This is a genomic window from Olsenella phocaeensis (genome assembly GCF_048189965.1).
In the GTDB taxonomy this organism is placed as follows: Bacteria; Actinomycetota; Coriobacteriia; order Coriobacteriales; family Atopobiaceae; genus Olsenella_I; species Olsenella_I phocaeensis.
Window position 1 is genome coordinate 57,423 of the sequence record NZ_DBEZHV010000021.1, and the last position, 23,660, is coordinate 81,082.

Here is a 23,660-nt window from a genome sequence, read left to right on the forward strand (position 1 = left end):
CGCGCAAGGAGAAGCCAGCGATGCTCATATATAACAGCCAGAACCACCGCAAGCAGGAGTTCGAGCCCCTCGAGCCCGGCAAGGTCCGCATGTACGTCTGCGGCCCCACGGTCTATGACCAGATTCACATCGGCAACGGGCGCACGTTCCTCTCGTTCGACGTGATTCGCCGCTACCTGCAGTACAAGGGCTACGAGGTCACCTTCGCCCAGAACCTGACCGACGTGGACGACAAGATCATCAACCGCGCCAACGAGCAGGGACGCGGCGCCGCCGAGGTGGCGGAGGAGTTCGGCGCCGCCTTCATCGAGCAGATGCATCGCTTCGGCATCCTGGACCCCGACATCCGTCCCCGCGCCACGCGCGAGATCGAGGCCATGCAAGAGATGATCGGCGTGCTGATCGAGAAGGGCAACGCCTACGTCGCCCCCAACGGCGACGTCTACTTCTCGGTCCGCTCCGACCACGACTACGGCGTGCTGAGCGGCCGCGAGCTCGACCAGATGCGCGCGGGCGAGCGCGTCGAGGTCAACGACATGAAGCGCGACCCCTTCGACTTCGCGCTCTGGAAGGCGGCCAAGCCCGGAGAGCCCAGCTGGCCGAGCCCCTGGGGAGAGGGGCGCCCCGGCTGGCACACCGAGTGCTGCGCCATGATCCATCGCTACCTGGGCACCCCCATCGACATCCACGGCGGCGGCGCAGACCTCGTCTTCCCGCACCACGAGAACGAGACCGCCCAGGCCATGTGCGCCTGGGGCGAGCCCCTCGCCAAGACCTGGATGCACACCGGCATGCTTCGCGTCGACGGAGAGAAGATGTCCAAGAGCCTGGGCAACTTCTACACGCTCAAGGAGGTCCTGGACAAGTACCCCGCGGACGCCGTGCGCCTGCTCATGCTCCAGACCCACTACCGCGCGCCCCTCGACTTCTCGTTCGAGCGCCTCGAGGGCTCGGTGGGCACCCTGGGCCGCCTGGCCAGCTGCGTCAAGAACCTCCGCTGGGCGGCGGGCAACGCGCCCCTCGACGGAGAGCTCAACGAGCTCGACCGTAGCCTCTCGGCCGCGACCAAGGAGGCCGAGGCGGAGTTCGTGGCCCAGATGGACGACGACTTCAACACCGCCGGCGCCATGGCCGCCATCTTCGGCCTGGTGGGGTCCGCCAACCGCTACCTGGCCGAGGCGGCGGGCAACGCATCCACGGCCGTGACCCTGCGCACCGCCGACGCGCTGAGCGAGCTCTGCGGGGTGCTGGGCATCGACCTGTCCAGGGAATCGGGAGAGGGCGAGCTCCCCGCCGAGCTCGTCGGCCTCGCCCGCGAGCACGCAAGCTACGGGGGAGACGACCCTGCCGCCGCTGCCGACGCGCTTCTCGCCGCACGCCAGGAGGCGCGCGCAAGCAAGAACTGGGCCACCGCTGACGCCATCCGCGACGGCATCGCCGCCCTGGGGCTCGTGGTGGAGGACACTCCCGCCGGCGCCCGCCTTCGTGCCAAGAGGGACTAGGGGGAGCCGTGGCGAAGAACCAGGCACGTACCCCCGGCCGCGACGTGCGCGGCGGCAAGGGCAAGGGTGGCCGCCAGCGCGGCGAGGCGCAGGCTGCGCGCGCCCGCGGCGGCTCGGCGCATGCCGGCGGACGGGGAGCGTCGGCTGCCGGACGCCAGGGCCGTCCCGGCCAGCGTCCCGGGCGCGGGGACGGTCCCCGGCCAGGGGTCGAGCGTCCCTCTCGCCCCGACGGCCAGACCGTCCGCCCCTCCGGAGACTACATCGAGGGCAGGCGCGCCTGCGCCGAGGCGCTCGAGGCGGGGATTCCCCTCAGGCGGGCGCTGGTCAGCGCGGGGAGCGACGGCGCGGACCCGACTCTCGCCTCGCTCGTGGGCAGGCTCGCCGACGCCGGCGTCCCGGTCCAGACGGTTCCGCGCGCCAAACTCGACGCCATCAGCTCGCATGGCGCCCACCAAGGCATAGCCGTGCAGGTGAAGCCCTATGCGTATGCCAGCCTGGACGACGTGGTCGAGGCCGCGGGGCAGGGCCCCGCCCTTGTGCTCGTGCTCGACCACGTGACTGACGAGGGCAACTTCGGAGCCATCGTCCGCTCGGCGGAGGTCGTGGGGGCGGCGGGCGTCGTCATCCCCAAGGTCCGCGCGGCCGGAGTCGGCGTGGGTGCCTACAAGACCTCCGCCGGCGCCGTCCTGCACCTGCCCATCGCCCAGGTGTCGAACCTCGCCGCCGCGCTCGGCCGCCTCAAGGAGGCGGGCTTCTGGGCTGCCGGCGGCACGGAGCACGCGGAGCAGGACCTCTGGCATGCCCCCCTCGAGGGCAGGCTCGCCCTGGTCGTGGGCTCGGAGGGGGAGGGCATCTCCCGTCTGGTGCGCGAGAAGTGCGACTTCGAGTGCCGCCTGCCGCAGCGCGGACGGGTCGAGTCGCTCAACGTGGCCCAGGCCGCGACCGCCCTCTGCTACGAGTGGCTGCGACGGACCATGGCGGGAGGGGCGGATGAGTAGGCCCTCCGAACTCCTGGTGGTCGACGGCTACAACGTCATCTTCAAGTCCAGCCGCTACATGGCCGTCGTGGACGAGGCCTCTGGGGAGGGCGATCCCTTCGACCGCGCCCGCGAGCTTCTCATAGCTGACGTGGCCGCCTACGCCCAGGGGAGCTACGACGCCGTCGTGGTCTTCGACGCGGCGGGCAACGTCTCTCCCGACCGCCCCAACCTGGGCAAGGCCGGGATCCGCGTGATGTTCTCGCAGGTGGGCGAGTCTGCCGACTCCGTCATAGAGCGCCTGGTCACGGGTGCGCGCCTGCAGCCCCGCGAGGTCACGGTCATCACCTCCGACAACACAATCCGCGCCACGGTGGGCGGGATTCCCGTCACCAGGGTCTCGAGCGACGTCCTGGTGGCCAACGTCGCCCACATGAACGCGGACATCGGGCGCGAGCTCGCCGACCGCACCCATGCCAAGCTCACGCTCGAGGACCGCCTCGACGCGCGGACGCGCGCGCGTCTAGACGAGCTGCTGGGAAGGTCCTAACGCCCCGGGCGGGCCGAGGCGCTTGTGCCCGGTTGCCCCACCTGCTCGGTGGCCGTCGAGCGCGTCGTGGCCCACCGCCGGGCGGGCTTTCGCTATCATCTATGCGCACGCTGGTGTAGCTCAGTTGGCAGAGCCCTAGTCTTGTAAACTAGTTGTCGCCGGTTCGAGCCCGGCCACCAGCTCCACGCACGCGCGGGCCCGCCCAGTATGGGTGGGCCCCTTCCATGCGAGGGCAAGGCTCGCCGCGTCGCGCCGCGTCGTACGACCTCTTCCCGTCACTCGGAGGAATCAGGCGAGAGGGGTCGCAAAAAGGGTCCTGTCCAAAACGTTTGTGCAGGATTCGTGCGTGAGATACGCCCGGGTGCGTGGATTAGAGCATATTCCGTTGACAACGCTTTTTTGGCGTCGTAATATCACTTCCGCTTGCAGGGGGTAACCCAGGCAGGCGGCTTGAAAATTGGAATGGGGATGTGGCACAGCGGCAACTGCGGCGGACTGTAAATCCGCTCCCTCTGGGTTCCCTGGTTCGAGTCCAGGCATCCCCACCATTCCAAGCCCGTGTAGCTCAGTCGGTAGAGCACTTCGTTGGTAACGAAGAGGTCACCGGTTCGAATCCGGTCGCGGGCTCCATTTCAAGCAGGCACCTGCCGGTGTAGCTCAGCTGGTTAGAGCACGCGGCTCATACCCGCGATGTCACTGGTTCGAATCCAGTCACCGGTACCAGAATTCTTACGGGGCTTCGGCCCCGTTTGAAGTATAAAAGCAGCAAAGGCCGTAAGGGTTGTTTCTAAAGGAGGACGGCAATGGCCAAGCAGAAGTTCGATCGTAGCAAGCCGCACGTAAACATCGGTACCATTGGTCACGTCGACCACGGCAAGACCACGCTGACCGCGGCCATCACCAAGGTCCTCTCCGAGACCGAGGGCTGCAAGGCCGACTACACCGCCTTCGAGAACATCGACAAGGCACCCGAGGAGCGCCAGCGCGGCATCACCATCTCCGTCGCCCACGTCGAGTACGAGACCTGGGAGCGCCACTACGCCCACGTCGACTGCCCCGGCCACGCCGACTACGTCAAGAACATGATCTCTGGTGCCGCCCAGATGGACGGCGCGATTCTCGTCATCGCCGCCACCGACGGCCCCATGGCCCAGACCCGCGAGCACATCCTCCTCGCCCGTCAGGTCGGCGTGCCCTACATCATCGTCTTCCTGAACAAGTGCGACATGGTCGACGACGACGAGCTCATCGACCTCGTCGAGATGGAGACCCGCGACCTCCTCTCCGAGTACGACTTCCCCGGAGACGACCTCCCCATCATCCGCGGCTCCGCGCTGGGCGCCCTCAACGGCGAGCAAAAGTGGGTCGACTCCGTGGTGGAGCTCATGCATCAGGTCGACTCCTACATCCCCACGCCCGCCCGTGACAACGAGAAGCCCTTCCTGATGGCCATCGAGGACGTCATGACCATCTCCGGCCGCGGCACCGTCGCCACCGGTCGTGTCGAGCGCGGCGAGCTCAAGCTCAACGACCAGGTCGAGATCGTCGGCATCAAGGAGACCCAGACCTCCGTCGCCACCGGCATCGAGATGTTCCGCAAGACCATGGACTTCTGCGAGGCTGGCGACAACGTGGGCATCCTGCTCCGCGGCGTCAAGCGCGAGGACATCCAGCGCGGTCAGGTCCTCTGCAAGCCCGGCTCGGTGACTCCCCACAAGAAGTTCACCGGCGAGATTTACGTCCTCACCAAGGAGGAGGGTGGCCGTCACACCCCGTTCTTCTCCGGTTATCGTCCCCAGTTCTACTTCCGCACCACTGACGTGACGGGCGACATCCAGGAGCTCACCGACGCCAACGGCGCCAAGGTCGAGATGGCCATGCCTGGCGACCACGTGACCGTCACCTGCGAGCTCATTCACCCCATCGCCATGGAGCAGGGCCTCAAGTTCGCAATCCGCGAGGGCGGCCACACCGTCGGCGACGGCCGTGTCTCCACGATCGTCGAGTAGCTAGGCCTCCTAGTCTCTAGAACGTCCTTTGGGCCCGGTGCCCTCCTCGGAGGGTGCCGGGCCCTTCTCTGTCCCTGGGCCGAGCGCCAGGCGAGAGCAGCCCCACTTTTGGTGGTTTTGTTGAGGCCAGGCGCGAAGAGCAAAATAGTTGACAGAATCGGCTGACGGATAGTAACGTATTCCATCGCGTCGCCATCGAGATAGTCTCGAAGGCGGCTGTCCTACAGGAGGATCTATGCGCACAATGGTTACCCTCGCATGCACCGAGTGCAAGCGTCGCAACTACACCACCGACAAGAACAAGTCCAACACTCCCGATCGCATGGAGTTGAAGAAGTATTGCCCGTGGTGCCACAAGCATACCCTTCACAGGGAGACTCGCTAAAATAGAGTCGACATAGGCCAGTAGCTCCAATGGTAGAGCGGCGGTCTCCAAAACCGTTTGTTGAGGGTTCGAGTCCTTCCTGGCCTGCCAGCTAACACCACCGGCTTTCCTCCTCGGAGGTTAGCCGGTTTCTATGAGAAGGGGCATTTGCCCCAGAGGGGTTTGAGGATGGCAAAGAAAGAGCGTCAGAAGAGGAGCGCACGCCAGGCACGCCAGCAGGAGCGTGCCGAGCGCGAGGCCGCAAGGGCCTCGGCCTCCGCCGAGGATGCCAAGTCGACTTCCAAGAAGTCCGGCCAGTCCTCCAACCTGTCTTCGTCCAAGGCGTCGAAGCCGGCCAAGGCCAAGAAGAGGTCCAGGCTCCGGAGCTACCTCTCTGACGTCAAGACCGAGATGCGTCGCGTCGTGTGGCCGAGCAAGCCCGAGCTCAAGAGCTACTCCGTCGCGGTCATCGTGATGCTGGTCGTCTTCGGCATCCTGGTCTGGCTCGTGGACACCGGCTTCGTCGCCCTTCTCGTCGGCTTCACCGGACTGAGGGGGTAGGGCATGTCTAAGCGCTGGTACGTCGTTCACACCTATTCGGGCTACGAGAACAAGGTCAAGACCGACCTCGAGCACCGCATCGAGACCTACGGCCTCGAGGACCAGATCGTTGACATCCAGATTCCCACCGAACAGGTGACCGAGATCAAGGACGGCGGCAAGAGGGAGACCAAGGAAAACAAGGTCTTCCCCGGCTACGTCCTCGTCCGCATGGAGGTGGACGACAACTCCTGGGCCGTCGTCCGCAACACCCCCGGTGTCACGGGCTTCGTCGGCATCGACGGCAAGCCCACGCCCCTGCGTCGCAGCGAGTTCAACAAGATCATGCGCCGCACCAACCCGCGCGGCGCGCAGGAGGTCCCGAAGCACACCACCACGAACCTCGAGCCCGGCATGGCCGTCAAGGTCGTCAACGGCCCGCTCGCGGACTTCGACGGACAGGTGGCCGAGGTCATGCCCGAGGCTGGCAAGGTCAAGGTCATGCTCGCGATCTTTGGCCGCGAGACCTCCGTCGAGCTCACCCTGGACCAGGTCGTCACCATCGCCTAGATTTCCCTTCGACCCCGGTATCGGTGAGGATTGCTTCTCGGGGCCGGAACTAGATATGCCGTACGCACACGTCGAACGCAGGAGACAGAGATGCCCAAGAAGAAGGTCACTCGCTTCATCAAGCTTCAGATTCCCGCCGGCCAGGCCAACCCCGCGCCTCCGGTAGGCCCCGCCCTCAGTGCCGCCCAGGTCAACATCATGCAGTTCTGCCAGGCCTTCAACGCGGCCACGCAGGACAAGGCCGGCGACATCATCCCCGTCGAGATCACCGTCTACGAGGACCGCTCCTTCGACTTCGTGACCAAGACCCCTCCCGCGGCCCAGCTCATCAAGAAGGAGCTCAAGCTCAAGAGTGGCTCCGGCGTCCCTCAGCGCGACAAGGTCGGCCAGCTCACCCAGGAGCAGCTCACCAAGATCGCAGAGATCAAGATGCCCGACCTCAACGCCAACGACATCGAGGCCGCCAAGGCCATCGTCGCCGGTACCGCCCGCTCCATGGGCGTCACCATCGCCGAGTAGCGCGGGCTACCTGGCAACTACCACGTGGGAGGGCTCGCGCCCGCTTGACCACATAGGAGGAAAGCATGCCTAAGCACGGAAAGAACTACACGGGAGCCGCCGCCAAGGTCGAGGCCGGCAAGACTTACAGCCCCAAGGAGGCCATGGCCCTCGTCAAGGAGCTCTCGACTGCCAAGTTCGACGAGACCGTCGAGGTCGCCGTCCGCCTGGGTGTCGACACCCGCAAGGCCGACCAGAACGTCCGCGGCTCCATCTCGCTGCCCAACGGCACGGGCAAGGACGTGCGCGTTGCCGTCTTCGCGGAGGGCGAGAAGGCGCGCGAGGCCGAGGCCGCCGGCGCAGACATCGTCGGCTCCGACGAGCTCGTCGCCGACATCCAGGCCGGCAACATCAATTTCGACGCAGTCATCGCCACGCCCAACCTCATGGGCAAGGTCGGCCGCCTGGGCCGCATCCTCGGCCCCCGTGGCCTGATGCCCAACCCCAAGCTGGGCACCGTGACCATGGACGTCGAGAAGATGGTCAAGGAGCTCAAGGCGGGCCGCGTCGAGTACCGCGCCGACCGCTACGGCATCTGCCACGTCCCCATGGGCAAGGTGTCCTTCACCGCCGAGGCGTTGGCCGAGAACTACGGGGCCCTGTACTCCGAGCTTCTCCGCGTCAAGCCCTCCACCGCCAAGGGTCGCTACGTCAAGAGCGTCGTCGTGTCCTCCACGATGGGCCCCGGCGTGAGGGTCGACTCCTCCGTCACGCGCGACTTCACCGCGTAGGCCGAGGCAAAGCCTGATTTGACGAAGCCCCATGGCAGCGGCCATGGGGCTTTCTTGTGAAGAGGGCCGTGCGGCACAGGTGAGCTTGACAGCCCGATTCTTGGGTGCAAGAATCTACAATGCTCGAAAGAGCAAACCATACATCGCACGTCCGCTGCCAAAGACAGTCGGTGCCGCAAGGCTCAAAGGGGAGACCCGCCTGCCGAGGTGGTCTAAAGAAACGTCTTCTTGGACCCCGCTTTGGCCGCGCGCCTAGCGGGGTCTTTCGCGTGAAGGCCCGCCCGTGTCGGCGGCTCGTGCCCTAGCGCGTTCCAAGGAGGTGTATTCAATGCCAGCACAGTCCAAGATCAACATGCTCGAGAAGGTCAACAAGTCTATCGAGGCGTCGAAGGGCGTCTTCTTCATCGACTATCGCGGCCTCTCAGTCAAGGAGACCCAGGAGCTGCGTCGCGCCCTGCGCGAGGCCGGTGCCACGATGAAGGTCTACAAGAACAGCATCGTGAACATCGCCCTCAAGGAGGCCGGCCTGCCCGACGTGAGCGAGAAGCTCGTCGGCACCTGTGCCTACGTCTTCTACGAGAACGACCCCGTCGATGCCGCAAAGGTCATCAAGAAGGAGGCCGAGGCACTCAAGAAGATTGAGTGGATCGGCGCCATCGCAGATGGCAAGGCGCTCGACGCCGACGAGGCCAAGGCCTACTCCGAGCTCGCCTCCCGCGAGGAGCTCATGGCCAAGCTCGTCTACGTGGTCGCCAGCCCGCTTTCGGGCATCGCCCAGGTTTGCGCCGGTCCCGCCCGTGGCCTCGCCACTGCGCTCCAGGCCGTCGTCGATCAGAAGAACGCCGCGTAAGTCCCATTGCACCAAGCAAAGGTCGCAGGGCACGCCCGTGCCCTCACACAAAGGAGAATTGACATGGCTGTCACCAAGGATGAGATCATCGAGGCCCTCAAGGAGATGCCCGCCCTCGAGCTTTCCGAGCTGGTTCACGAGCTGGAGGACGTCTTCGGCGTCTCTGCCGCCGCTCCCGTCGCCGTCGCCGCTGCCGCTCCCGCGGCTGCTGCCGAGGAGGAGGAGAAGACCAACTTCGACGTCGAGCTGACCTCCTTCGGCTCCAACAAGATTGCCGTCATCAAGGTCGTCCGCGCCCTCACCTCCCTTGGCCTGAAGGAGGCCAAGGAGGCCGTCGAGGGTGCCCCCAAGGTGCTCCTCGAGGGTGCCAAGAAGGAGGACGCCGAGGCCGCCAAGAAGCAGCTCGAGGAGGCCGGTGCCACCGTCACCCTGAAGTAACTGGGGTCTTGACACGCTAGCTCAGCGACTCAGGTCGCTCGGGGTCCGGGCATATGCCCGGACCCTTTTTCGTCCGAAGCGGGCGTCGCCCGTCCGCCACAACAGCGCGCGTGGACAATCTTTGCCGGCTGGCTGGGGCATCAACTGACGAAAAGCGACGGAATGGAGAACGTCTCCGTGTCGGAATCGCCCGTTTTCTCGCCTGACGTATTCTTTCGTAACGCCGATGGCGCGAAAGTCCCAACGAGCCACCGGCAAGGAACGCGCGGCGAGCGGTTTCCTGGGGAAATCCGCCGAGGGCCGTTCCGTACGAGGCTCCCGCGAGCGAAGCCTCTGGAGCGGACGAGAAAAGAACGTCGCCATTCTCTCGAGGCGCAGACGGAGCCCCGCTCTTGCACTCGTTCTTGTGCCTGTGGACAGAATCGCTCCCTCTAGGCGAGAAGACCGTCCACACCCACAAGATCGGGCAAGCCAACTCCAGGAGCCTCTCACGTCCCATCACAGCCGCTCCACAATTGCCGTGGCAAAACCGCAGGTAGTCGGAGCGTGGTTCTCCCATACAAAATAATGACGAATATGTCAAGGCTTTTCATTGACCAAATGGCAGCCCTTAGGTACTTTATTAGATTGCGACAACTGCCGCTATTTAACCGTTGAAGGAGGAAGTGCCTGGTGCCTACCGCAAAGTCTTCCCAATCCGCACAGGCGGATCAGCGCGAGCGCATGAGCTTTAGCAAGATCCCCAGCGCTATGGAGCTGCCAAACCTCATCTCCGTGCAGAAGGAGTCGTTCGAGCGCTTTATGGGCGAGGGTCTCGCCGAGTCCTTTGCCGAGTTCTCTCCCATCGAGAACTCCGCGAAGACCATGGAGGTCTCCTTTGGTGACCACCAGTTCGGCGATGCCCCCAACAGCATGGCCGAGTGCCGCGCCAAGGACATCTCGTACCAGGCGCCCCTCTTCGTCGACGTGCGCTTCGTCAACAAGGAGACCGGCGAGATCAAGGAGCAGCTCGTCTTCATGGGCGACTTCCCGCTCATGACCGACCGCGGCACCTTCATCATCAACGGCACCGAGCGTGTCGTCGTCTCGCAGCTCGTGCGCTCGCCCGGCGTCTACTTCTCGTCCGAGCTGGACAACGGCGTCCAGGTGCATCACGCGCAGTTCATTCCCGCGCGCGGCGCCTGGCTCGAGTTCGAGATTGACAAGCACGGCCACCTCGTGGTCTCCATCGATCGCAAGCGCCGGCAGAGCGCCACGGTCCTCCTGCGCGCCCTGGGCATCGCCGAGTCCGACGACGAGATCATGAACCTCCTGGGCGACTCCGAGGTCGTCCGCTCCACCCTCGAGCGTGACGTCGCGACCACCCGCGACGACGCGCTGATCGAGATCTACCGCCGCCAGCGCCCCGGCGAGCCTCCCACCGTGGACTCCGCCCGCTCGCTGCTCGACAGTCTGTACTTCAACAACCAGCGCTACGACCTCGCGCGCGTGGGCCGCTACAAGATCAACAAGAAGCTCGGCCTCGAGATTGACGCCCAGCAGAAGGTCATCACCAGCGAGGACATCGTCAGCGCCCTGCGCTACCTCCTCGCGCTGCACGAGGGTGACCCCACCAAGAAGCTGGACGACATCGACCACTTCGGCAACCGTCGCGTCCGCACCGTGGGCGAGCTGGTACAGAACCAGTTCCGCATCGGCATGAGCCGCATGGAGCGCGTCATCCGCGAGCGCATGGCCTCCCAGGACGCTGACGACATCACGCCCCAGTCGCTGATCAACATCCGCCCCATCGTCGCGGCCATCAAGGAGTTCTACGGCTCCTCCCAGCTGTCACAGTTCATGGACCAGTCTAACCCCCTGGCCGGGCTCACCCACAAGAGGCGCCTCTCGGCCCTCGGCCCCGGCGGCCTCGCCGGCCACAAGTCCGGCTCCAGCCGCCGCACCAACGTGCCCACGGCCGTCCGCGACGTCCACAACTCTCACTACGCGCGCATGTGCCCCATCGAGACCCCCGAGGGCCCCAACATCGGCCTCATCGGCTCGCTGGCCCTCTTCGCCCACGTCAACGAGTACGGCTTCATCGAGTCGCCCTACCGCCGCGTCGTTGACGGAAAGGTGACCGACGAGGTCGACTGGATGACCGCCGACGAGGAGGAGCTCCACAACATCGCCCCCGCCGACGTGCCCGTGGACCCCAAGACAGGCAAGTTCGTGGCCGTCGACTCCAAGGGCAACATCTACGCGCCCGAGACCGTCGTCGCGCGCACCCGCAACTTCGACGGCTCCTTCGGCGCGCCCGCCCAGATCGAGGTCTCGGCCGTCGACTACATGGACGTGTCGCCTCGCCAGATGCTCTCCGTCGCTGCCAACCTCATCCCCTTCCTCGAGCATGACGACGCCAAGCGAACCCTGATGGGTGCCAACATGCAGCGCCAGGCCGTGCCCCTGATCACCTGCAACGCCCCCCTCGTCGGCACCGGCCTCGAGGCCCGCGCCGCGCTCGACTCCGGCGAGCTCATCAGCGCCTCCCACGAGGGCGTCGTCACCGAGGTCGACGCCGCCCACGTGGTGGTCAACACCGAGAGGGGCCCCGAGCGCTACGACCTCCCCAAGTACCAGCGCTCCAACCAGAGCACCTGCAGCAACCACCGCCCGGTGGTCAAGGTGGGCCAGCACGTCGCCCAGGGCGAGCCCCTGACCGACGGCCCCTCCGTCGACCACGGCGAGCTTGCCCTCGGCGCCAACCTCACCGTGGCCTACATGCCGTGGGAGGGCTACAACTACGAGGACGGCATCATCGTCTCCGAGCGCGTCGTCCGCGACGACCTGCTGACCTCCGTCAACATCTCGCGCCACGAGATCGACGCCCGCGACACCAAGCTCGGCCCCGAGGAGATCACCCGCGAGGTCCCCAACCAGTCCGAGGAGATGCTCGCCAACCTGGACGACGACGGCATCATCCGCATCGGCGCCGAGGTCGGCCCCGGCGACATCCTGGTAGGCAAGGTCACCCCCAAGGGCGAGACGGCCCTCACCGCCGAGGAGAGGCTGCTCCGCGCCATCTTCGGCGCCAAGGCCCACGACGTCCGCGACACCTCCCTCAAGATGCCCCACGGCGCCTATGGCCGCGTCGTCGACGTAGTGCGCTTCAGCCGCGAGGCGGGCGACGACCTCCCGCCGGGAGTCAACGAGCTCGTCCGCGTCTTTGTCGCCCAGCGCCGCAAGATCCAGCAGGGCGACAAGATCGCCGGCCGCCACGGCAACAAGGGCGTCGTCTGCAACGTCCTGCCCGTGGAGGACATGCCCTACATGACTGACGGCACCCCCGTCGACGTGCTCCTCGACCCCCTGGGCGTTCCCTCTCGTATGAACGTCGGCCAGCTGCTCGAGTGCCACCTCGGCTGGGCCGCCGCCCACGGCTGGGACACCGAGGACCCCGACTCGAAGAGGGTCGTCGAGGGCAACATGCGCGTCGCCACGCCCGTCTTCGACGGCGCGACCGACGTCGAGGTCGCCGAGGCCCTGCGCCGCACCAACATCAACCTGGTCAACAAGGCCATGCGCGAGTACGGCAAGCACATGGACATAGACTTCGTCCCCCAGCTCAACGAGAAGGGCAAGACGACGCTCTACGACGGTCGCACCGGCGAGGCCTTCAAGAGCCCCATCACCGTGGGCACCTCCTACATCCTCAAGCTGGGCCACATGGTCGACGACAAGATCCACGCGCGCTCGACCGGCCCGTACTCCCTGGTCACCCAGCAGCCGCTGGGCGGCAAGGCCCAGTTCGGCGGCCAGCGCTTCGGCGAGATGGAGGTGTGGGCGCTCTATGCCTACGGCGCCTCCAACGTGCTGCACGAGCTCATGACCGTGAAGTCCGACGACACCAACGGCCGTGTCAAGACCTACGAGTCCATCGTCAAGGGCGAGAACGTCCCCAACCCGGACATCCCCGAGTCCTTCAAGGTCCTCGTCAAGGAGATTCGCTCCCTGGCCCTGGACATCGAGCCGATTACCTACAAGAAGGTCGGCGAGGACGAGGCCGGCGCGCAGGACGAAGCGACCGTCAGCCCCGTGGACGTCTTCGCGGGCGCCGAGAGCGCCGACGACCTGATCGGCGGCCTCTCCGCCGACCTCGACAAGGGCGAGGACGCGCTTGTCGGCGACATCACCAACGATAAGGAGTAGCGAACGTGGCAGATTTCGATACCACCGATTTCGACGCTATAAAGATCTCGCTCGCCTCCGCCGACGAGATTCGCAGCTGGTCGCACGGCGAGGTCAAGAAGCCCGAGACCATCAACTACCGCACCCTCAAGCCCGAGAAGGACGGCCTCTTCTGCGAGAAGATCTTCGGTCCCACCAAGGACTGGGAGTGTGCCTGCGGCAAGTACAAGGGCATCCGCTTCAAGGGCATCGTCTGCGAGCGCTGCGGCGTCGAGGTCACCAGCGCCAAGGTGCGACGCGAGCGCATGGGCCACATCGAGCTCGCCGCTCCCGTGAGCCACATCTGGTACTTCAAGAGTCCCACGAGCTTCCCCCTGGCCCGCCTGCTCGACATCAAGAGCAAGGACCTGGAGAAGATCCTGTACTTCGCGAGCTACGTCATCACCTCCATTGACGCCGAGGCCCGCGAGGCCGACGCCGACGAGCTGAAGGAGGAGCTGGCAGCGGACCTCGAGGAGCTCGACGCCGAGCGCGACGACGAGATCGAGCGCCTGAAGGCCCAGGGCGAGCCCTCTGAGGACGAGTTCAGCGACATCGAGCCGCTCTCGGCCGACGAGGTCCGCGCGGGCATCGCCGACCTCGAGGAGGAGTACGAGGAGGAGAAGCAGCTCCGTCGCGACGCCTACGAGCGCTTCATGCAGCTCCAGGAGCGCGAGCTCATCTCCGACGAGGGTCTCTTCACCGAGATGAAGCGCTACTACTCCATCTACTTCAAGGGCGGCATGGGCGCCGAGGCCGTGCGTGAGCTCCTGCGCTCCATCGACCTGCCCAAGGAGGCCGAGGAGCTGCGCGCCATCGTCGCCTCTCCCGACTCCCAGAAGCAGAAGAAGGAGAAGGCCGTCAAGCGCCTGGAGGTGGTCGACGCCTTCCTCAAGGGCAACAACGACCCCGCCAACATGATCCTGGACGTCGTGCCCGTGATTCCGCCCGACCTGCGCCCCATGGTGCAGCTCGACGGCGGCCGCTTTGCCGCGTCCGACCTCAACGACCTCTACCGTCGCGTCATCAACCGCAACAACCGCCTCAAGCGCCTGCTCGACCTCGACGCCCCGGCGATCATCGTAAACAACGAGAAGCGCATGCTCCAGGAGTCCGTGGACGCGCTCTTCGACAACGGCCGCCGCGGCCGTCCCGTCACCGGCCGTGGCGGGCGTCCGCTGAAGTCGCTCGCCGAGGCGCTCAAGGGCAAGCAGGGCCGCTTCCGCCAGAACCTGCTGGGCAAGCGCGTCGACTACTCCGGCCGCTCGGTCATCGTCGTCGACCCGCACCTCAAGCTGCATCAGTGCGGCCTGCCCTCCACCATGGCTCTCGAGCTCTTCAAGCCCTTCGTGATGCGTCGTTTGGTCGAGCTGGGCAAGGTCGAGAACATCAAGGGCGCCAAGCGCGCCATCGACCGCAGCGCCCCGGCCGTCTGGGACGTCCTGGACGAGGTCATCAAGGGTCGCCTGGTGCTGCTCAACCGCGCGCCGACCCTGCACCGCCTCTCCATCCAGGCCTTCGAGCCCGTGCTGGTCGAGGGCAAGGCCATCCACCTGCACCCGCTCGTCTGCGCTCCCTTCAACGCGGACTTCGACGGCGACCAGATGTCGGTCCACGTGCCCCTCTCCACCGAGGCGCAGACCGAGGCCCGCGTGCTCATGCTCTCGAGCAACAACCTGCGCTCGCCCGCGTCGGGCAAGGTCCTCACCGTCCCCTCGCAGGACATGGTCTTCGGCGTGTACTTCCTCACCACCCAGAAGGACGGCGTGGAGGGAGAGGGCCGCGTCTTCGCGGACTTCGACGACGCCATGAACGCCTACGACTGCCGCGACAGGGTGGACATCCAGGCCAAGGTCACGGTGCGCGTCTCCTCGGAGGACGCCAACGTGGTCGAGGGCGACAGGAGGGTCTTCCGCGTCATGGAGGGCCGTGGCCAGTTCCGGGACTACGACGTCACCGAGCGTCCCGTGCGCATCGAGACCTCCGTCGGCCGCGTGATCTTCAACCGGCAGTGCCTGCCCGCGGACTACCCCTTCATCAACTTCAAGATGTCCAAGGGTGACATCTCGGCGCTCGTCAACGACTGCTGCGACCGCTACAGCACCGCCGAGGTCGAGCCCATCCTGGACGCCATCAAGCACAGTGGCTTCCACTACGCGACCCGCGCCGGCCTGACCATCTCGGTCTGGGACGCCGCGATTCCCGACGACAAGCCCGAGCTGCTCGAGGACGCGCAGGCCAAGGTCGACCAGATTAACGAGTACTATGAGGACGGCTTCCTGTCCGAGCGCGAACGCCACGCCGAGGTCATCAACGCCTGGACCGAGTGCACCGAGACCCTGGGCACCAAGATGCTCGAGGGCTTCGCCGAGGACAACCCCATCTACATGATGGCCGACTCCGGCGCCCGAGGCTCCAAGACGCAGCTCAGGCAGCTCGCGGGCATGCGAGGTCTCATGGCCGACATGTCCGGTGACACCATCGACCTGCCCATCAAGGCCAACTTCCGCGAGGGCCTGGAGCCGCTCGAGTACTTCATCTCGACCTACGGCGCCCGCAAGGGCCTGGTCGACACGGCGTCCCACACCTCCGACTCCGGCTACCTGACCCGTCGTCTGGTCGACGTCGCGCAGGACGTCATCGTGCGCGAGGAAGACTGCGGCACCGACGAGGCCGTTACCTACGACCTCGTCAAGCCGGGCGAGACGGACGTCGACACCGACCTGATCGGCCGCTGCGCGCTCGAGGACATCGTCAACCCCCAGACCGGCGAGGTCATCGTCGCGAAGGACGGCTACGTCGAGTCCAAGGCGGACCTCGAGGCCATGGTCGCTGCCGGCCTGAAGAAGGTCCAGCTCCGCGCCCTGCTGACCTGCAAGTCCAAGTACGGCGTCTGCCAGAAGTGCTATGGCTGGGACCTCTCGACCCGCAGGCCCGTCAACATCGGCACCTCCGTGGGCATCATCGCCGCCCAGTCGATCGGCGAGCCCGGCACGCAGCTCACGATGCGTACGATCCACTCCGGCGGCGTCGCCGGCGCGGACGACATCACGCAGGGCCTGCCCACCGTCGCCCGCATGTTCGACGTCGTCGGCAACGTCAACGAGAAGATCCTGGGCCGCGAGGCCGACCTGGCGCCCTACACCGGCACGCTCCAGATCACCCCCGAGCAGACCGAGTACCAGCTGCGCATCCTCGACACCGAGGACCCCAGCCGCATCCTGGCCGAGTGGAGGGTCCCCGCGTCCGTCCGCTTCATGCCGGGCATCGAGGACGGTGCCGAGGTCCGCGCCGGCGACCAGGTGACCCGCGGCTTCGTCAACTTCCGCAAGCTGCGCAAGCTCACCGACATCGAATCGACGATGCACACCTTCGTCAAGTCGGTCAAGGACGTCTACACCTCCCAGGGCGTCGACCTGAACGACAAGCACATCGAGGTCATCGCGCGCCAGATGCTGCGCCGCGTCCAGGTCACCAACCCCGGCGACTCGACCTACCTGCTGGGCCAGTACGTCGACCGCTACGTCTTCGCCAACACGGTGCGCAACATCGCCCTCGCGGGCGGCACACCCCCCGAGGCCGAGCCGGTCATCCTGGGCACCCTCAAGGTGGCCAGCTCCATCGACTCCTGGCTGTCGAGCGCGTCGTTCATCCGCACCGCCGGCGTCCTCACCGAGAGCGCCATCAAGGGCGAGGTCGACCACCTGCTGGACCTCAAGTCTAATGTCATCGTGGGCAAGAAGATTCCCGCAGGCACCGGCCTCAAGGCGTACGGCGACGTCAAGCTCACCTACCACGGCCAGGTCATCGACGGCCCCACCTCGCCCATGGCGAAGAGCCTGCCCGACTGGGCTCCCGAGAAGCTCAAGGGCATCGAGGACCAGCTGCCCAAGCAGCTCGACTGGATCGGCGACGACTACGGCTTCGGCGGCATCTACTCCAAGAACGGCCGCACCCTCTCCAGCGAGGACGCCAAGCTCTACCTCTTCGACGACCTCGGGGTGTCGCAGCGCTGGACCAACAAGTTCAGCGAGGTCGGCATCGAGACCGTGGGCGACCTCATCGGAAAGACCGAGGACGACCTCCTGCGCATCGACGGCATCGGCGCCAAGGCGATTGAGGAGCTCCGTGACGGCCTCGAAGCCCGCAACCTCCTCTACATCCTCGAGCCCGACGAGGACGAGGCGGACAGCGAGGACCTCTCGCAACTGCTCAACATGGTGTTCTCGCCTGATGCCGACAACGACATCATGCTGGGCACCGCGGCTCCCGCGAAGCACAGCTTCGACGACGAGCTCATCGGTGGCAGCAGCGAGACCTCTGACGACGAGGGCGACCAGGTCATCAACGAGGACCTTGGCTCCCTGCACGACCTGCTCTCGCAGGTGGAGCAGAGCGAGGACGGCGACGAGGAGTAGCTCTCGCCCGGATGCTTGTCACGGGGGTCCGTCACGAGAGTGGCGGGCCCCTCTCGTACGAGAGGTCCCTCTTGCCTAGAATCGATGGGGGAGGACGGGCGCCTGAAGAGGGGAGTCCCATGGAAGAGACGGCGTGCACGCTCGAGGAATGCCTTGCCAGCGACGACATCGTGTACCGTGCCACGCAGATCTTCGACGCGCTCAGCGACTCGACGCGCTTCCAGATCCTTGGCGTCCTGGTCATGGGCGAGAGGAGCGTGGGCGAGCTGACCGAGGCGTGCAACGTGACGCAATCCGCCATATCGCACCAGCTCAGGCTGCTTAGGGACCGAGGCCTGGTGAGTTCTAGGCGAGACGGCCAGCGCGTCATCTACTCGCTGGCAGACGACCACGTGAGCGACCTCATCGCCACGGGACTCAGGCACGCCGCGGAGGAGTCTGTGTAGGCCTCCGCGTAACCCGCCCCCGCCCCCGCCCACATGCGTTCTCTATGCCTTCTCCTGAATCGAGAGGTTCGTCAACTGGGGTTTTGTATCCTCGGTTTCATAGATTGGCATAGAGAACGACGATCGCGCGTGGGGGGGCGGGTGGCATCAGCGGCGTGCCTGCCTGCGACGGGCGCCGCCCGCCTCGTTGCACACGGCTTCTCCGCCGGCGTTCCGGCTCGTCTCTCGCCTGTGTAATATGGGTGAATCAAGGATACGCCCGGACCCGTGGTATTTTGACATCTGCCCTTATTGGGCGTAATGTTTCCCGTCGCGACTGTCATGCGCATGACAATCCGGGACGACGGTGCTGCGCCGTCCTTGATACATAGGTGCTCGCGCACCGCCTACTCGCACGCTCTACGAAGGAGAAAGCTTTGCCTACCATCAACCAGCTCGTCCGCCAGGGCCGCGTGTCCCACAAGGCCAAGTCCAAGAACGCAGCCCTGCAGCACAACCCCCAGAAGCGCGGCGTCTGCACCCGCGTCTTCACCACCACGCCCAAGAAGCCCAACTCGGCGCTGCGCAAGGTCGCCCGCGTGCGCCTCGTCAACGGCATCGAGGTCACGGCCTACATCCCCGGCGAGGGCCACAACCTGCAGGAGCACTCCATCGTCCTCATCCGTGGCGGCCGCGTCCGCGACCTCCCCGGCGTGCGCTACAAGATCGTCCGCGGCGCCTATGACTGCGCTGCCGTTCAGGACCGCAAGAAGGCCCGCTCCCGCTATGGCGCGAAGCGCCCCAAGGAGTAAGACCCCAAATCCTGAATCAGCCTTTCCAGTTCTTAGGAGATACACATGCCGCGTCGTGCAGCAGCAGTTCGTCGTGAGGTCATCCCCGACGCCGTCTACAACAACCGTCTCGTGACCCAGCTCATCAACAAGGTCCTCCTCGATGGCAAGAAGGCCACCGCCGAGCGCATCGTCTACGGTGCCTTCGACATGGTCGCCACCAAGACCGAGCAGGACGCCCTCTCCGTCTTCAAGAAGGCCATGGACAACGTGCGCCCGACCCTCGAGGTCAAGCCCAAGCGCGTCGGTGGCGCCACCTACCAGGTGCCCATGGAGGTCAACTCCCGTCGTGCCACCACGCTGGCCATCCGCTGGATCGTGAACTTCTCCCGCGCCCGCAAGGAGAAGACCATGGCCGAGCGCCTCGCCAACGAGATCATGGACGCCGCCAACGGCGTCGGCGCCTCCGTCAAGCGTCGCGAGGACCTCTTCAAGATGGCAGAGGCCAACCGCGCCTTCTCGCACTACCGTTTCTAATCGAAGGCTCGAGGAAGTAGCGAAATGGCGAAAGTTAAGTACAAGCTCGAAGACCTGCGCAACATCGGCATCATGGCCCACATCGACGCGGGCAAGACCACCACTACCGAGCGCATCCTCTACTACACCGGCAAGACCCACAAGATCGGCGAGGTCCACGACGGTGCGGCCACCATGGACTGGATGGTTCAGGAGCAGGAGCGCGGCGTGACCATCACCTCCGCCGCCACCACCTGCTTCTGGAAGGACCACGTCATCCAGATCATCGACACCCCGGGCCACGTTGACTTCACGGCCGAGGTCGAGCGCTGCCTGCGCGTCCTCGACGGCGCCGTCGCCGTCTTCGACGCCGTCGCAGGCGTCCAGCCCCAGTCCGAGACCGTGTGGCGCCAGGCTGCCAACTACGGCGTGCCCCGCATCGCCTTCATCAACAAGTACGACCGCGTTGGCGCCGACTTCTTCCACGCCATCGAGACCATGAAGGACCGCCTGGGCGCCGCTGCCGTGGCCGCCCAGATTCCCATGGGCGCCGAGTCCAACTTCTGGGGCCTCATCGACCTCGTCACCATGGAGGCCTGGGACTTCAAGGAGGACGCCAAGGGGATGATCTATCCCGAGGTCATGGACTCCATCCCCGACGAGTTCGCCGAGCTCGCGGCAGAGAAGCGCGAGGAGCTCCTCGACGCCGCCGCCAACTTCGACGACGCGCTCATGGAGGCCATCCTCATGGAGGAGGAGATCTCCGTCGACCAGCTCAAGGCCGCCATTCGCAAGGGCGTCCTCGCCGGCGAGATGAACCCCGTCTTCGTGGGCTCCGCCTACAAGAACAAGGGCATCCAGGAGCTCCTCGACGCCGTCGTGGACTACCTGCCCAGCCCCCTCGACGTCACCGAGATCGACGGCAAGAACCTGAAGGGCGAGGACGAGGTCCGTCACGCGGACCCCAAGGAGCCCTTCTCCGCCCTCGCCTTCAAGATCATGACCGACCCCTTCGTCGGCAAGCTCACCTACATCCGCGTGTACTCCGGCCAGGCCGAGTCCGGTAGCTACGTCTACAACTCGGTCAAGGACAACCGCGAGCGCCTGGGTCGCATCCTCGAGATGAACGCCAACGACCGCGTCGACCGCGAGGAGTGCTCCGCCGGCGACATCGTCGCCTGCGTCGGCCTCAAGAACACCTCCACCGGCGACACCCTCTGTGACGAGAAGCACGCCATCGTGCTCGAGTCCATCGAGTTCGCCGCGCCCGTCATCGACGTCGCCGTCGAGCCCAAGTCCAAGGCCGAGCAGGACAAGATGTCCGTGGGCCTGGCCAAGCTCGCCGAGGAGGACCCGACCTTCCAGGTGCACACCGACCACGAGACCGGCCAGACCATCATCGCCGGCATGGGCGAGCTGCACCTCGAGATCATCGTCGACCGCCTGCGCCGCGAGTTCCACGTCGAGTGCAACGTGGGCAAGCCCCAGGTCGCCTACCGCGAGACCGCTGGCAAGGCCGTGCAGCACGTGCAGGGCAAGTTCGTCCGCCAGTCCGGCGGCCGCGGCCAGTACGGTGACGCCATCATCGACCTGGAGCCCATGGAGGCCGGCTTTGGCTACGAGTTCGTCGACGCCACCGTCGGCGGCTCCATCCCCAAGGAGTACATCCCCTCTGTGGACAAGGGCATCCAGGAGGCTCTGGAGACCGGCGTCATCGCCGGCTACCCCGTCCAGGACGTGAAGGTCACCCTGGTCGACGGCTCCTACCACGAGGTCGACTCCTCCGAGGCCGCCTTCAAGATCGCCGGCTCCATGGCGATTAAGAACGCCCTCGCCAAGTCCGACCCCGTGCTCCTCGAGCCCGTCGAGTCCGTCGTGGTCGAGACGCCCGAGCAGTACATGGGCGACGTCATGGGCAACCTGAGCGGTCGCCGCGGCAAGATCGAGGGCATGGAGGACCGTGCCAACACCAAGCTCATCAGGGCCAAGGTGCCCCTGGGCGAGATGTTCGGCTACGCCACCGACCTGCGCTCCCAGACCCAGGGCCGCGCTTCCTACACCATGCAGTTCGACTCCTACGAGCCCGTTCCCAAGAACGTCCGCGAGGAGATTGTCAGCAAGAACGGCGGAAGCGCCTCGTAAGCAAAGTAGCCAATGGCAGCGCGAGCAACTCGCAGCCGCTATTCGATGGAGGTATTTGAAGTGTCAAGCCAGAAGATCAGGATTCGCCTCAAGGGCTACGATCACGAGGTAGTGGACCAGTCCGCCAAGCTCATCGTGGACACCGCCCAGAAGACCGGCGCCCGCGTGTCCGGTCCCATCCCCCTGCCCACCGAGCGCAACCTCTACACGGTCATCCGCTCGCCCCACAAGGACAAGGACTCCCGCGAGGAGTTCGAGATGCGCACCCACAAGCGCCTCATCGACATCCTCGACCCCAGCTCCTCGACCGTCGACTCGCTCATGCGCCTCGACCTTCCCGCGGGCGTGGACATCGAGATCAAGCTCTAGTCCCACGCCTCGTCGGCAGCGGTGACGCAGGAGGGACCCCGGACAAGCCGGGGTCCCTCCTGCTATTTGCGGTCATGATGCATGCATCCTCTGGCGGTGGCCGTGCGGTTGCGGACGGCCGGCCAGGGCGTGGCCGCGCCCGTGACGGCGGCAGGGGAGTCCTGGTGTCCCTTGACGCCGCCCTGGCCCTGGGCGGGCCCGTCCCCTAGCTCGTGCCGCCACCAACTTCCTGGTGGCCCGCGCCCGCAAGCAGCTCCCGGCGCCTCTCCTTCATGCGATACATTGACTGGTCGGCAAGCTGCAGCAGGTCGTCCACGTCAGAGGCCTTGCCCACGGACCCATGGGCGGTTCCGGCGGACACCGTGATGGGCCTCCCGTCAATCTGGATCCCCCTCGCGGAGGCATTGGAGCGGAAGCGTGCCAGGGCGTCGTCGACGAGCGCCCTCTGCTCCCTCTCCGGCAGGTCGACGGATATCACCACGAACTCGTCCCCGCCTGTGCGATAGCAGGTGCCCCGGGGGCCAAAGGACTCGAGCAGGGCGTCGGCCAGCAGCGCGAGGATCGTGTTGCCCACGGCATGCCCGAGCCTGTCGTTGCAGAGCTTGAAGCCGTCCACATCCAGCACCGAGGCGCTGATTCGGCCTCCCACGAGGCGCGGCATGTCCTGCCTGAGGGCATGGACGTTGCCCAGGCCGGTCAGGCCGTCGCTGTGCGCCTGCTCCTGGAGGAGCAGGCGGTCGCGGGCTATGCGCACCGTCGAGTAGTACTTCATGCAGCAGGACACCACGATGATCACGAAGAGCATGGTCAGGTTGACCCTGTCGCCATGGCTCAACAGGCCCAGCTCGTTGGCGTGATGCGTGGTTACGAGCATGGCAAGCAGGCAGCCGGGCACAAAGATGGAGGGCCTGATGGAGAAGATGCAGGCGAGGGCCACCATCTGCGTGAGAAGGGCGTACACCCCATGCCCCCGGTTCGCATCCCAGCGGGCTATGAACATCCCGAAGGCCAGGGCGATGACTATGTACTGCGCAAGCAGGACCCAGCTTGCGCCCGTCCCGAGGGGCCTCCCGAAGTAGTGGCGCACCGTTCCCGCGAGGAGGACGAGCGCGCTCGCGAGCTGCACTGCGTAGGCCACGCGGTGCTGGATGATCCAGGCCCACCCGACGGCTTGGACCACCTCGGCTGCATCCCGCGCGAGAAGTTCTGCGCGAGCATGATGACCTCGAGGACGACGGTGCTCAGGGAGAGGATGGCCCCGCCCAGCAGGTTGAAGTCGAGCACGTAGCGCCGCTCCCCGTCCGTGAGCCGGGTGAGGCCGAGGGCGACCATCAGGTGGTCCTTGGGGGTGGCCCCGGGGTAGAACGGTACGCCCAGCGTGGATATGTCCAAGGTGCTCTCCCCATGGCGATGCGGGTCGTTGGCTGGCGGGGCAAACGGACGGGACGGCCGGGGTCCCGACGGCCTCCCGACACCCGGGCCCGCCAGGCCGAAGGGGCATGGGTCCCGTTGGAAATGCCAGGCAAAACGACCCGTGTTAAGGACGAATCATATCCGTAGCCACAGCCGCGTGCAAGGGATGCCAAGGCACCCGCCAAGTCGGCCACAAGGCGACGGGGGAGCGGAAGGCGAGGGCCCATTGTCGGCTTTGTGTGGACGACGAGGCCGCCTGAGGAACTTACGTGCGGGGGGCGATTGACAAAA

The 23,660-nt window shown here is 65.8% G+C and carries 19 protein-coding genes and 5 tRNA genes; 23 read left to right on the forward strand and 1 reads right to left on the reverse strand.

Going from position 1 to position 23,660, the window contains the following annotated elements:
• Positions 1 to 20: 20 nt before the first annotated feature.
• From cysS to rpsJ, 23 genes are all read left to right on the forward strand, one after another.
• On the forward strand, positions 21 to 1,502 hold the full coding sequence (gene cysS, locus ACMPH2_RS09605) for a cysteine--tRNA ligase (RefSeq protein ID WP_417119318.1): 1,482 nt from the start codon (positions 21 to 23) through the stop codon (positions 1,500 to 1,502).
• Between the two features lie 8 nt (positions 1,503 to 1,510).
• Positions 1,511 to 2,500, forward strand: a complete 990-nt coding sequence (gene rlmB / locus ACMPH2_RS09610) for a 23S rRNA (guanosine(2251)-2'-O)-methyltransferase RlmB (protein ID WP_417119319.1) — start codon at positions 1,511 to 1,513, stop codon at positions 2,498 to 2,500.
• Positions 2,493 to 3,029, forward strand: a complete 537-nt coding sequence (locus tag ACMPH2_RS09615; protein WP_009278394.1) for an NYN domain-containing protein — start codon at positions 2,493 to 2,495, stop codon at positions 3,027 to 3,029. The genes rlmB and ACMPH2_RS09615 overlap by 8 nt, the downstream gene beginning before the upstream one ends.
• A gap of 109 nt (positions 3,030 to 3,138) precedes the next feature.
• Positions 3,139 to 3,214, forward strand: a tRNA-Thr gene (locus ACMPH2_RS09620).
• 279 nt (positions 3,215 to 3,493) lie between these two features.
• A tRNA-Tyr gene (locus ACMPH2_RS09625) sits at positions 3,494 to 3,577 on the forward strand.
• Between the two features lie 6 nt (positions 3,578 to 3,583).
• Positions 3,584 to 3,659, forward strand: a tRNA-Thr gene (locus ACMPH2_RS09630).
• Between the two features lie 16 nt (positions 3,660 to 3,675).
• Positions 3,676 to 3,752: transfer RNA gene (locus tag ACMPH2_RS09635), tRNA-Met, on the forward strand.
• Between the two features lie 80 nt (positions 3,753 to 3,832).
• Positions 3,833 to 5,038, forward strand: coding sequence for an elongation factor Tu (gene tuf, locus ACMPH2_RS09640; RefSeq protein WP_009278395.1), 1,206 nt, complete (start codon positions 3,833 to 3,835; stop codon positions 5,036 to 5,038).
• A 244-nt stretch (positions 5,039 to 5,282) separates the two neighbouring features.
• Positions 5,283 to 5,423 (forward strand): 50S ribosomal protein L33, encoded by a 141-nt coding sequence (rpmG, locus tag ACMPH2_RS09645; protein WP_471752472.1) that lies wholly within the window; start codon positions 5,283 to 5,285, stop codon positions 5,421 to 5,423.
• 14 nt (positions 5,424 to 5,437) lie between these two features.
• Positions 5,438 to 5,513: transfer RNA gene (locus ACMPH2_RS09650), tRNA-Trp, on the forward strand.
• A 78-nt stretch (positions 5,514 to 5,591) separates the two neighbouring features.
• Positions 5,592 to 5,963 carry a preprotein translocase subunit SecE gene (gene secE, locus ACMPH2_RS09655; protein ID WP_009278397.1) on the forward strand — a complete coding sequence of 124 codons (372 nt, stop codon included), beginning with the start codon at positions 5,592 to 5,594 and terminating at the stop codon, positions 5,961 to 5,963.
• Between the two features lie 3 nt (positions 5,964 to 5,966).
• Entirely contained in the window at positions 5,967 to 6,512 is a 546-nt protein-coding gene (nusG, locus tag ACMPH2_RS09660; RefSeq protein ID WP_314639261.1) for a transcription termination/antitermination protein NusG, read from the forward strand.
• Between the two features lie 90 nt (positions 6,513 to 6,602).
• Complete coding sequence (rplK, locus tag ACMPH2_RS09665) at positions 6,603 to 7,031, forward strand: 50S ribosomal protein L11 (protein ID WP_062531614.1); 429 nt, start codon at positions 6,603 to 6,605, stop codon at positions 7,029 to 7,031.
• Between the two features lie 65 nt (positions 7,032 to 7,096).
• Positions 7,097 to 7,801, forward strand: a complete 705-nt coding sequence (gene rplA / locus ACMPH2_RS09670; RefSeq protein WP_314639258.1) for a 50S ribosomal protein L1 — start codon at positions 7,097 to 7,099, stop codon at positions 7,799 to 7,801.
• A 328-nt stretch (positions 7,802 to 8,129) separates the two neighbouring features.
• Positions 8,130 to 8,651, forward strand: coding sequence for a 50S ribosomal protein L10 (gene rplJ, locus ACMPH2_RS09675; protein WP_009278401.1), 522 nt, complete (start codon positions 8,130 to 8,132; stop codon positions 8,649 to 8,651).
• 63 nt (positions 8,652 to 8,714) lie between these two features.
• Positions 8,715 to 9,089: a 50S ribosomal protein L7/L12 gene (gene rplL / locus ACMPH2_RS09680; RefSeq protein ID WP_009278402.1), complete on the forward strand. Its 375-nt coding sequence runs from the start codon at positions 8,715 to 8,717 to the stop codon at positions 9,087 to 9,089.
• A 723-nt stretch (positions 9,090 to 9,812) separates the two neighbouring features.
• On the forward strand, positions 9,813 to 13,277 hold the full coding sequence (gene rpoB, locus ACMPH2_RS09685; protein WP_417119320.1) for a DNA-directed RNA polymerase subunit beta: 3,465 nt from the start codon (positions 9,813 to 9,815) through the stop codon (positions 13,275 to 13,277).
• A 5-nt stretch (positions 13,278 to 13,282) separates the two neighbouring features.
• Positions 13,283 to 17,713: a DNA-directed RNA polymerase subunit beta' gene (locus tag ACMPH2_RS09690; RefSeq protein ID WP_417119321.1), complete on the forward strand. Its 4,431-nt coding sequence runs from the start codon at positions 13,283 to 13,285 to the stop codon at positions 17,711 to 17,713.
• Positions 17,714 to 17,832: 119 nt separating this feature from the next.
• Entirely contained in the window at positions 17,833 to 18,159 is a 327-nt protein-coding gene (locus tag ACMPH2_RS09695; protein WP_417119322.1) for an ArsR/SmtB family transcription factor, read from the forward strand.
• Positions 18,160 to 18,575: 416 nt separating this feature from the next.
• Positions 18,576 to 18,950, forward strand: coding sequence for a 30S ribosomal protein S12 (rpsL, locus tag ACMPH2_RS09700; protein WP_009278406.1), 375 nt, complete (start codon positions 18,576 to 18,578; stop codon positions 18,948 to 18,950).
• Positions 18,951 to 18,995: 45 nt separating this feature from the next.
• Complete coding sequence (gene rpsG / locus ACMPH2_RS09705; RefSeq protein ID WP_009278407.1) at positions 18,996 to 19,466, forward strand: 30S ribosomal protein S7; 471 nt, start codon at positions 18,996 to 18,998, stop codon at positions 19,464 to 19,466.
• Between the two features lie 24 nt (positions 19,467 to 19,490).
• A complete protein-coding gene (gene fusA, locus ACMPH2_RS09710) occupies positions 19,491 to 21,587 on the forward strand; it encodes an elongation factor G (protein ID WP_009278408.1) in 2,097 nt (698 codons plus the stop codon).
• Between the two features lie 60 nt (positions 21,588 to 21,647).
• Positions 21,648 to 21,956 (forward strand): 30S ribosomal protein S10, encoded by a 309-nt coding sequence (gene rpsJ, locus ACMPH2_RS09715; RefSeq protein WP_009278409.1) that lies wholly within the window; start codon positions 21,648 to 21,650, stop codon positions 21,954 to 21,956.
• Positions 21,957 to 22,161: 205 nt separating this feature from the next.
• Here the strand turns inward: rpsJ and ACMPH2_RS09720 are convergent, their stop codons facing one another.
• Positions 22,162 to 23,136 carry a GGDEF domain-containing protein gene (locus ACMPH2_RS09720; protein WP_314639247.1) on the reverse strand — a complete coding sequence of 325 codons (975 nt, stop codon included), beginning with the start codon at positions 23,134 to 23,136 and terminating at the stop codon, positions 22,162 to 22,164.
• Positions 23,137 to 23,660: the final 524 nt, after the last annotated feature.